Origin of the sequence: Candidatus Synechococcus calcipolaris G9 (assembly GCF_029582805.1) — a bacterium.
GTDB classification, from domain to species: Bacteria; Cyanobacteriota; Cyanobacteriia; order Thermosynechococcales; family Thermosynechococcaceae; genus Synechococcus_F; species Synechococcus_F calcipolaris.
Window position 1 is genome coordinate 54,528 of the sequence record NZ_JAKKUT010000006.1, and the last position, 11,769, is coordinate 66,296.

At 47.6% G+C, this 11,769-nt stretch carries 3 protein-coding genes; 2 read left to right on the forward strand and 1 reads right to left on the reverse strand.

Going from position 1 to position 11,769, the window contains the following annotated elements; all coding sequences use genetic code 11:
• Window positions 1–209: 209 nt before the first annotated feature.
• Window positions 210–4,754 (forward strand): beta strand repeat-containing protein, encoded by a 4,545-nt coding sequence (locus L3556_RS13705; RefSeq protein WP_277867905.1) that lies wholly within the window; start codon window positions 210–212, stop codon window positions 4,752–4,754.
• On the forward strand, window positions 4,654–9,207 hold the full coding sequence (locus L3556_RS13710) for a beta strand repeat-containing protein (RefSeq protein ID WP_277867906.1): 4,554 nt from the start codon (window positions 4,654–4,656) through the stop codon (window positions 9,205–9,207). Before L3556_RS13705 ends, L3556_RS13710 begins: the two co-directional genes overlap by 101 nt.
• A 328-nt stretch (window positions 9,208–9,535) precedes the next feature.
• Here the strand turns inward: L3556_RS13710 and L3556_RS13715 are convergent, their stop codons facing one another.
• Complete coding sequence (locus L3556_RS13715) at window positions 9,536–11,548, reverse strand: DNA phosphorothioation-associated putative methyltransferase (RefSeq protein WP_277867907.1); 2,013 nt, start codon at window positions 11,546–11,548, stop codon at window positions 9,536–9,538.
• Window positions 11,549–11,769: the final 221 nt, after the last annotated feature.

Consider the following 11,769-nt stretch of genomic DNA (forward strand, 5'->3'; position numbering starts at 1 on the left):
GCAAACCGCAGGATAACAGCCTTATTTACTCATTGTTGCTCCCTTCATGAACCATGAATACTGCTCGTAGCCTTGTGTGTGAAATGGGAGGGCACGTCACTTATAAATTAAAAAAAATATAACTATAAATTAAAAGAAATATAACAAATTCTTGATAGTTAAAAATTCCCCTGATATACTAATTCACATCTCATTTTCTGTCTGAAAAAATGTTTAATATAATCCGTCGGTGGTTCACTCCCATTGCTGTTTTAGGTTGCTTTTTCTCCTCCCCTGCCCTCGCCCAGATTACACCAGCAGTGGGGGGGACAGGTACCGTCGTTACCGTAAATGGACAGCAATTTGACATTGGTGGCGGTGCATTTTCCAGGGATGGGCAAAATCTATTTCACTTGTTTCAGCGATTTGGTCTCAATGAAGGGCAGATTGCCAACTTTTTATCCAATCCTGGGGTACGTAATATCCTGGCGGGCGTGAATGGTGGCGATGTCAGCTATATCAATGGTTTAATCCAGGTAATGGGGGGAAATAGTAACCTCTATTTGCTCAATCCAGCAGGAATTGTTTTTGGGCCCAATGCCCAGTTAAACGTACCAGCAGCCTTCCATGCCTCCACCGCCCAACGGGTGCATTTTGACGGCGGTATTTTTGACATTAATGGGTTTAATGACTACGCCAATTTAGTGGGAAATCCCACCGGCTTTGAGTTTTTAAGTACGGGAATTATCGTCAACGAGGGAAACTTAGCCGTTGGCCCGGGACAAAACCTAAGTTTGATGGGTCACCAGGTGTTCAATACCGGAACCCTATCGGCACCGGGGGGGATGATCACAATTCAGGCAGTACCAGAGACAGGCATGGTACGGATTTCCCAGGAGGGAATGATCCTCAGCTTAGAGATTCCAGCAGATCGGATTCCCGAAGATGGGGTGATTGAAGCGGTGGATTTACCGCGATTGATCACTGGAGGAGAAGATCGTCCACGGGTCAATAGTGTGGTACACAATGCCGATGGTTCGATTAGTTTGGTTCATGACCCCAGTAAGGTGAATGTGCCAGTGGACGGAGCAACAACGGTTGCCAGTGGCATGATGGATGTCTCGAATCTCGAGGGAGTGGGAGGGCAGATTAATGTCCTTGGTTCTAATGTTGCCTTTGTCAATGCTCAGTTGAATGCCCAGGGAATAACAGGGGGTGGGACGATTCTGGGAGGTGGGGATTACCTAGGGGGAGCCACAGGCACGAATCGCCTGGATAGTAGTTTTAATGCCCAGAACCTCTTTGTAGATAACAACACCGTCATGAATGCGGATGCGGTGACCCAAGGGAATGGCGGCACAGTCATTAATTGGGCTGATAACAGAACCCAGTTTCATGGCACAATTACGGCCCGGGGTGGGGAGCTAGGGGGTAATGGGGGTTTTGTAGAAACCTCTGGACAGAATGTATTACAGGTCGGAGAGATGGCACGGGTCGATACGTCGGCTCCCCTAGGCAATATGGGGACATGGCTGCTGGATCCCCTCAATCTTTCCATTAGTGGCTCAGGTACAGATATAAATGTCACGGCTGCCAGCCCTTTTGAGCCAACGGGCGCAGGGTCGATTTTGCGAGATAGCACGATCAAAACAGCATTAGACACTAATCATGTGATTGTTACTACAGTGGGAACCTCCGGGAGCGATCGCGGTGATATTCGCTTCATTAATGATGCCAATATTACCTGGGGGAATAACACTACCTTTACAGTGAATGCAGTGGGACAAATCTTGATGAGTGCGGGTACTAAGGTTGAAAATACCCATGCCGGTACATCCTTTGATGCGATTGTGTTTAATGCTAATACCGCAGGTACAACGACGGGCAGCTTTGTAGGAATCGAATTAAATGGTGCGACCCTCTCGGCGCAAGATGGCAATATTCGGCTAACGGGACACGGTGGAAATAGCGGAGCAAATAACTACGGTATTTATCAATGGAATTCTGCCCAAGTGAAGACAACGGGTACTGGGAACATTACCTATACAGGCACAGGTGGTAATGGCACAAGTAACAACTTCGGTATTGTTTTATCTGGAGCAAATACCACTATCACTAGTGGAAATGGGGAGATCGCCCTGACGGGAACCGGACGAGGAAACGGCACAAGAAACTACGGCATTTATCAACTGGATGCAGCCCAAGTCAGTAGTACTGGTGGAACTATTACCTATACTGGCACGGGTGGCAATGGAACGGGAGGGAATTTTAATCTTGGTAATCATGGTATTTACTTAACAGGAGCCAATACATCTGTTCAGAGTGGGACAGGAGCCATTACCTTTACGGGTGCCGGGCAAGGAACAACTTCTGATAACTACGGAATTTTTCAACAGGAGAGTGCCCAAGTCAGCACTACGGGTAGTGGCAACATCAACTATTCCGGCACAGGTGGCAATGGCACAAATAATAACCGCGGTATTGTTATAACTGGAGCAAATACAACAATTACCAGTACATCCGGGGCGATCGCCCTGACCGGAATGGGACGAGGTAATGGTTCAGGTAACAGCGGTATTTCTCAACAGGATGCCCAAGTAAGTACGACCAGTGGCAACATTACCTATTCTGGCACAGGCGGAAATGGCACAAGTAGTAACCACGGCATTGTTTTATTTGGAGCCAATGCCACTATTAGCAGTGATGATGGGGCAATCGCCTTGACGGGAACTGGACAAGGTAATGGAATAGTTAACTACGGCATTTATCAATTCGGTGAAGCCCGAGTTATTACAACAGGGAATGGTACCATCACCTATGCTGGTACGGGCGGCGATGGCACAAATAACAACTACGGTATTCTTTTGACTGACCTCAATACACGCATTAGCAGTCAAGGGGGGGCGATCGCCCTGACTGGAGCTGGGCAAGGTAATGGAACAGGAAACTACGGCATTTATCAACTGGGTGCAGCCCAAGTCATTAGTACCAGTGGAAATATCACCTATACCGGCACGGGTGGCAATGGAACAGGCGGGAATTTTGCTCTTGGCAATCATGGTATTTACCTAACAGGAGCCAATACATCTGTTCGGAGTGGGACGGGAGCCATTACCTTTACGGGTGACGGGCAAGGAACAACTTCTGATAACTACGGAATTTTTCAACGAGATAGTGCCCAAGTCAGTAGTACTTCTGGCAATATTACCTATGAGGGCACGGGCGGCAGCGGCACAAATAACAACTACGGTATTTTTATAAACGATGCAAATACCAGTGTGCGCAGTACGCTGGGAGGAAATATTACTGTTACTGGGACAGGTCAAGGTAATGGCACTCAAAACTTTGGAATTTATCAAAGCAATGCTCAAGTAACTACAACGGGGAATGGTACCGTTACCTACGAAGGCATAGGTGGCAATGGCACAAATAGTAATTTTGGTATTTACCTTCTCAATGGAAGTGCTCGGATTACGAGTGAAGACGGGGCGATCGCCCTAACCGGAATCGGAGGAGGGAATGGAACAGGAAACTACGGCATTTATCAACTGGGTGCAGCCCAAGTCAGTAGTACGTCTGGCAATATTACCTATGAAGGAACGGGCGGTAATGGCATAAGTAACAACTTCGGTATTCTTCTAAACGGAACAAATACACAAATTAGTAGTGGGAATGGGGCGATCTCCCTAACTGGAACTGGGCAAGGAAATGAAACAGGAAACCACGGCATTTATCAATTGAGTGCAGCCCAAGTCAGTAGTACGTCTGGCAATATTACCTATGAAGGAACGGGCGGTAATGGCACAGGTAGCAACCACGGTATTTTACTAGATGGAACAAATACCAGTGTGCGCAGTACGCAGGGAGGAAATATTACTGTTACTGGGACAGGTCAAGGTAATGGCACTCAAAACTTTGGAATTTATCAAAGCAATGCTCAAGTAACTACAACAGGGAATGGTACCGTTACCTATGAAGGCATGGGTGGCAATGGCACAAATAATAATATTGGTATTTACCTTCTCAATGGAAGTGCTCGGATTACGAGTGAAGATGGGGCGATCTCCCTAACTGGAACTGGGCGAGGGAACGGAACAGGAAACTACGGCATTTATCAACTGGGTGCAGCCCAAGTCAGTAGTACCAGTGGAAATATTACCTATACCGGTACAGGTGGCAATGGAACAGGCGGGAATTTTTTTCTTGGCAATCACGGTATTTACCTAACAGGAGCCAATACATCTGTTCGGAGTGAGAGTGGAGCCATTACCTTTACCGGTGACGGGCAAGGAACAACCTCTGATAACTATGGAATTTTGCAACGCGATAGTGCTCAAGTCAGCAGCACTTCTGGCAATATTACCTATGAGGGCACGGGCGGCAGCGGCATAAATAACAACTACGGTATTTTACTAGATGGAACAAATACCAGTGTTCGCAGTACGCAGGGAGGAAATATTACTGTTACTGGGACAGGTCAAGGTAATGGTACAGGTAACCACGGTATTTACCAAAACAATGCCCAAGTGACTACAACGGGGAATGGTACCGTTACCTACGAAGGCATAGGTGGCAATGGCACAAATAGTAATTTTGGTATTTTCCTTCTCAATGGAAGTGCTTGGATTACGAGCGAAGATGGGGCGATCGCCCTAACTGGAACCGGTAGCGGAAATGGAACAGGAAACTACGGCATTTATCAACTGGGTGCAGCCCAAGTCAGTAGTACCAGCGGAAATATTACCTATACCGGAACGGGCCGGAACGGGCGGTAATGGAACCGGAGGGGGCTTTTTTACTGGCAATCATGGCATTTTTCTAACAGGAACCAATACATCTGTTCGGAGTGAGACTGGAGTCATTACCTTTACGGGTGACGGGCAAGGAACAACTTCTGATAACTATGGGATTTTGCAAACAAGTGCAGCCCAGGTCAGGAGTACTTCTGGCAACATCACCTATGAAGGCATGGGCGGTAATGGCACAGGTAATAACTACGGTATTTTTCTAACCGGAGCAAGTACGGCTATTACCAGTGGGAGTGGCACGATCGCCCTGACGGGAACCGGACAAGGTAACGGAGCATCTAATCGCGGTATTAGTCAAGAAAGCGGTGCCCAAGTCAGTAGTACGTCTGGCAATATTACCTATGAAGGAACGGGCGGGAATGGCACAAGTAACAACTTCGGTATTCTTCTAAACGGAACAAATACACAAATTAGTAGTGGGAATGGGGCGATCGCCTTAACTGGAATGGGACAAGGGAATGGAACAGGAAGTTACGGCATTTTTCAAGTGAATGCAGCCCAAGTCAGCACCACTTCTGGCAACATTACCTATGAGGGCACAGGTGGTAATGGCACATCCTTTAACTACGGTATTCTTCTAAACGGAGCAAATACAACTATTGCTAGTGGGAATGGGGCGATCTCCCTGACTGGAACTGGACGAGGGAATGGAACAGGAAACTACGGCATTTATCAACTGGGTGCAGCCCAAGTCAGTAGTACCAGCGGAAATATTACCTATACCGGAACGGGCGGTAATGGAACCGGAGGGGGCTTTTTTACTGGCAATCATGGCATTTTTCTAACAGGAACCAATACATCTGTTCGGAGTGAGACTGGAGCCATTACCTTTACGGGTGACGGGCAAGGAACAACTTCTGATAACTATGGAATTTTGCAAACAAGTGCAGCCCAGGTCAGCACCACGTCTGGCAACATCACCTATGAAGGCACGGGCGGTAATGGCACAGGTAATAACCACGGTATTTTTCTAACCGGAGCAAGTACGGCTATTACCAGTGGGAGTGGCACGATCGCCCTGACGGGAACCGGACAAGGTAACGGAGCATCTAATCGCGGTATTAGTCAAGAAAGCGGTGCCCAAGTCAGTAGTACGTCTGGCAATATTACCTATGAAGGAACGGGCGGGAATGGCACAAGTAACAACTTCGGTATTCTTCTAAACGGAACAAATACACAAATTAGTAGTGGGAATGGGGCGATCGCCCTAACTGGAATGGGACAAGGGAATGGAACAGGAAGTTACGGCATTTATCAACTGGGTGCAGCCCAAGTCAGTAGTACGTCTGGCAATATTACCTATGAAGGAACGGGCGGTAATGGCATAAGTAACAACTTCGGTATTCTTCTAAACGGAGCAAATACAACTATTGCTAGTGGGAATGGCACGATTGCCCTGACCGGAATGGGACAAGGGAACGAAACATCTAATCGCGGTATTAGTCAAGAAAGTGGTGCCCAAGTCAGTAGTACTTCTGGCAACATTACCTATGAGGGCACAGGCGGGAATGGTACAGGTAGCAACCACGGTATTTATCTAGATGGAACCAATACCAGTGTTAGCAGTACGCAGGGAGGAAATATTACTGTTACTGGGACAGGTCAAGGTAATGGCACTCAAAACTTTGGAATTTATCAAAGTAATGCTCAAGTGACTACAACGGGGAATGGTACCGTTATCTACGAAGGCATAGGTGGCAATGGCACAAATAATAATTTTGGTATTTACCTTCTCAATGGAAGTGCTCGAATTACGAGTGAAGATGGGGCGATCGCCCTGACGGGAGAGGGACGAGGGAACGGAGCAAATAATTACGGGATTAGTCAACAAAGCGGCGCCCAAGTCAGTAGTACTTCTGGCAATATTACCTATACCGGAACTGGAGCCAATGGAGCAGCAATTCTGACTTTAAGTAGTAGTAACCGGATTGGGAATGGTACAAGCGGCAATATTTCCCTTATTTCTACCAATAATGTCATCACCCTAAATGATCTCACCGTCAACACTACAGGCAATCTGCATATTAATTCCCCAGCGAATGTTAGCCAAAATGCTAGTTCGTCGCTGCAAGCAACTGGCTTAGAACTTCTCGGAGCCGGCAATTTTACCCTTAGTAGTGCAACCAATGCTATTACCACCCTAGCGGGTAATACCACCGGAGCAATTAGCTATCGAGATAGTGGTGGATTTGCGATTGGCACAGTTGGCACAACGAATGGTTTAGCGTCTCAAGGGGCAATCACCCTCAATGCAGGGGGAGCCGTCACCCAAACTCAAGCCCTTAGTGCCACAAGCTTAGACTTATTAGGTGCAGGCAATTTTACGCTCACCCATACCAGTAATGCCATTAACACCCTAACGGGCAATACCACCGGAGCAATTAGCTACACCAATTCAGTTGCTTTAACCATCGGTAATTTAACTACAGGCAACAGTTCCCTCACCCTAATGACTCCCGGTAGCCTCACCTTTAACGGCATCATTTCTACTGGCACCGAGGATATAACAGCAACCGGGGGCATGATTGGGCAAACCGGCGGCACACTCACCAGTACTGGCATCGCTAGTTTTGAAAGTACTCAAGCCAATGTTGGTACGGTTTCCGCTAACAATACAACCAACACCAATCTGGGCAACTCCACAATTGGCGGCAACTTTACCCTAACCTCTACGGGAGCAATTACCCAAAGCGGCTTCTTGAAAGTAGCAGGCACCACCAATCTTAATGGCGCAACTGTCACCCTATCTAACCCTGATAATCTTCTCCTTGACCTCACCGCAACCACTTCTGCTGGAGATCTGATCCGTTCCCAAGTGGGACCCATCACCCTAGCAGGGCAAACTATCACCGGCAATCTCAGTATGACCAGTATTGATGGCACAACCACCACAGGCTACACCAATAGCCATAACGGGAATGCAATTACCCTAGGAGGGAATAATAATTTAGGGGGTGAGATTCGCTTTAATACGAATATGGCAGGTCTCAGTCAAGGGATTGTGGGTGGCGGCACTGCAAGTATTAGTCAAACCGGAATCCTTGAAGTTAGTGGAACCAGCAACTTTACAGCCATGGGTGGCACGATTGATCTGAGTACTCACGCAAATCAACTCACAGGAGCCGTTAGCCTCGACACCGGAGTCACAGGCGGGAACATTAGTCTGCAAAATAACCAAGCTACTCAACTGGCAGGAGTTACAACTGGTGACAATCTAACTATTACGACGGGTGGAAACCTCACCCAGTCGGGGGCGATCTCAGCAGGTGGTACGACAACGCTCAATGTGGGAGCTAATGATATTACGCTGGACAATGTTAATAATGACTTTAATGTCCTGGGATTAACTGCCGCCAATGCCGCGATCCAAGATACGAACGAATTGGAGTTAGCCGCATCCACCCTGACCGGTAACTTAAGCGTGACCAGCGGAGGTGATTTAACTCAATCAACAGCGACAGCCGTGAGCGTCACTGGAGCCACAACGTTCAATACCGGAACCCATAACATCACACTTGATGATGCCGGAAATGATTTCAATACCTTGGGAATAACTGCTGCCAATGCCACGATTGTCGATCAAAATGCTCTGGAGTTAACTACATCAGCGATCGCCAACACTCTGAGCATTACTACACAAGGGGATTTAACTCAATCGGGCAGCCTAACAACGCAAAACTTGGCAATTTTAGGGTCGGGCAATACCCTTCTGAATCATTCAGATAACCAAATTCAAACCCTGGCCGCCGATACAACGGGTAATTTAACGGTGTTAACAGCAACCAATCTAACCATTGATACCGTGAACCCCAATGGTATTGAAAATGCAGATACCGTTCTTCTCCAAGCGGGAGGCGATATTACTCTCAATCAAGGGATTAATGCTGACAATAATGTTACGCTCATAGCGACTGAAAACTTTATTAACAATGCCGGAGCCAATGCCCTCCAGTCTACGTCAGGTCGTTGGCTAGTCTATTCCACCAGTCCCCAAGGAAATGTGAATGGCTGGTCAGTCTTGGGAGGAGGACAACAGTTTAGTACGACCTACCCCACACCACCAGGGTTTGCTGGGAATGGTTTTGTTTATCGTGTGGCAGCACCTCTTTTACCTCCGGTTACATCCAATTCTCCGGTCATTCTTTCAACCGCGATCGCACCGACGGTCAATGTACCTGCTGTACCATCTTTACCACCACTGTCAACGCCTCCAACTAGCTCAGTCTCTCCCTCCCCGATCATTTTTACTTCGACGGATTTACCCCTACCCTCTAACCTATCCACCATTTTGCAAGGACAAGAAGAGGACGAGATGCCCCTAGAGCAAAGCCTCTGTCAATTGCTCGAAAAACGAGAAGAGGCAGTCTTAGAGATTGATGGAGTACCCATAGAGTCTGCTCTAGCAGAGGAGTGTCGTTAGGTTGACCCTGACTGAAAAAAGTGGACAAACTCCAAGAATCGCCAATGAAGGAGAATGTCCAAATGAGCCAAAAACCAAGACGAACATATATTGCAGATGAAGATGTGATTAGGATACTTCCAAATGGGAGTCCCTTGGTTCACAGGCTTCTCAGAGGCAAAATGTCCTAACACTCTACTCACTTGCAATATATAAACTTCTAATGGCTAAGTATAATCTTAGACTTTAATGGGCACCTCGAAAAATTGCTCGATCTGCTAAAAATAGAGGCTGAAACCATTGAAATCTCGTTTGCAATCGCCCCGAAATTTGAATTAATCGAGGTGCCCTAATCTTTATCTTTGTGCCACACTACGCGATGCCCACGCAGAGCAGCTTTATGTTTTAGCAGGCATTGTTCCCAACCTTGGCGGTCAAAAATCATTTTCATATCATCAAGCAGTCCCCATTTTTGCTCTTGCTGGCTAAGCTTGGTAAATTTGGCATAGCCTGGATAGTCGGGTGCAACCACTTGGTTTTTTTGATGAAGTAAGGGTGGATTGTCGATTGCGTAATCACGATATCGGACGTGAAGATCGTGCAGGGATATTGTCATGCTGGTTTTCAATGCAGGATGCGGCTCCTTGTCGAACCCCGGGAATACTAAATACGTTATCTGGGGCTTCTGGACGTGGAATTTCACTACCGTTGCTTCCTCCGGCCGGCCAATGGTACGGGAAGCACAGCCCTCATAGAGTCGCAACAGTGGTTCGAGCTGGTCTAAGGCTGATATATGTACCCAGAGGGAGTTGGGTCGCTGCTGGCCGATGGCACTCTGGCGGCAGTGCTGTTTAACGAGAGGCATGCGGCCTAGGGTCATCAGCATCAGGTCGGCAGCGGTGCAGGCTTGTTGGTAGCTACCAAACAGGGCTTTGATGTCTTTCTGGAATTCAGGGGAGAGGTCTTTGAACTTAGGGCGTTTGCTGAAATGGCTTAGAGCTAGGTAAACGAGGAGATCGTTGCGGCGTTTGTCTGCGATCTCATCCCACTCTCTCCCATCAGTGGCTTGCAGAATAACAGTAAAGGCTCGCCGAATGCTGCCAAAAGTGTCCTGTAATGGTGTTAGATATTCAATCCCCAATTCTTCAGTGGTGGGTAATCGGCCGCGATCAGTGTAAAAATCCATTAGCGGTTGCAGTCGCTCTCGGTATTCCTCAAACTTGCTGATCTTGATACGAATGCGAGGGGCCGTTGCACGGGAGCGGAATCGAGAAGCGCGAAAGGCTTCGGACTGGGCTTCATCCCGGAAGACAAAGTAGATACCTAGGGCTACGGGAATCGCATCCACCCCCAGCACTTGATCGATATACACTTTTAGTTCTTCCTGCTCATAGTATTTCTGGAAGGTATTGCGACTAGTGATGATGCCATCACCGTAGGCAATCACACCTCGGGTTTTGTCATCGATTAGCACTTGAGCCGCTACAATCAGCACTTTCTGGGTCAGGTTCCAGGCATTGATTAAGGCCTCTCGTCGCTCGGTAGTGTCTTCGATGACATTGATGACATAGCCCAAATTCACTACGTCGGCTGGGGTATTGCGAATATCGGGTCGAAAGTAAGGATCCCAACCGGAGCTAGTCAAGCCCAGGCGATGGATGTACTCAATGTCGGTTCCATGGCCGCAGCCGTAGTCAAAGTAGGTCGTGTTGGTAGCGAACAGTCCGGCTTCCACTGCAAGGCGGATGGGCTTGGAGACGGTGACTCGTGAGATCGCGGCTTTATGACGTTGGATTGTCGGGGGAGTGATGGCAGGATGAGCGTGTGTAGTGGAGAGAGGACAGGCAAGGGCGTGGTCGTGGATTTCTAGGCAGTGCTCTACGAGGCGGTGTTCCCATGGCATGCGGGTACCAATACCACGGGACTGCTCTAGTAATCCCAGTTCCTCTTCCTGCTGGGTAAGCCGTGCAAAGGTGGCATATAGAGGATATTCTGGGGTGATGAAGGTTTCTTTGCGATGCAGGATTGGAGGATTATTGCGGGTGTGGTAGTCTTGTTTGCTGATCTCTAGGGTGTTGAGATTGACCTGAATACTACTGTGAAGGGCCGGGTGTGCATCGGTATCAAAGTCTGGATATAAAAGATATGCTAGTTGGGATTTATTGAAGTTGAACTTAACTAGCGTAGCTTTTTCCGCCAGATCAGTGCTGGTTCTGGCCCTTTGCTCGATGGCTTGGAGGATAGGGTCAAGGTACTTCAGTGCCGACACATGGACGTAGAGAGCATCAGGCAATAGTTTACCAACTTGACTACGCTGGCAGACTTTGGCAATATTAATTGCGGTGACAGAGCTATCTAGCATTTTGGAAGGTTGGTGATACTGGGCTAAAATGCTTGCCAGCTATCTTATTGAAAAAAAAGAAAAAAGAAATATATGCTGAGTGACTTGATACCTCAACAACGTTACTGGTATATCCACTCTAAGGCCTACTAGTCCACATAATAATCTATAGTTGTTAAGCCTGTAAGTTAATTTCTATATCCTCTATAGCCTGACAAAAAAATGATTACATTCAAGTTCAT

Bases quoted from the DNA above. Each gene is read 5' to 3' on its own strand.
- L3556_RS13715 (WP_277867907.1), bottom strand. From the start codon at position 11,548: ATGCTAGATAGCTCTGTCACCGCAATTAATATTGCCAAAGTCTGCCAG.
- L3556_RS13705 (WP_277867905.1), top strand. From the start codon at position 210: ATGTTTAATATAATCCGTCGGTGGTTCACTCCCATTGCTGTTTTAGGT.
- L3556_RS13710 (WP_277867906.1), top strand. From the start codon at position 4,654: ATGGAACAGGAAACTACGGCATTTATCAACTGGGTGCAGCCCAAGTCA.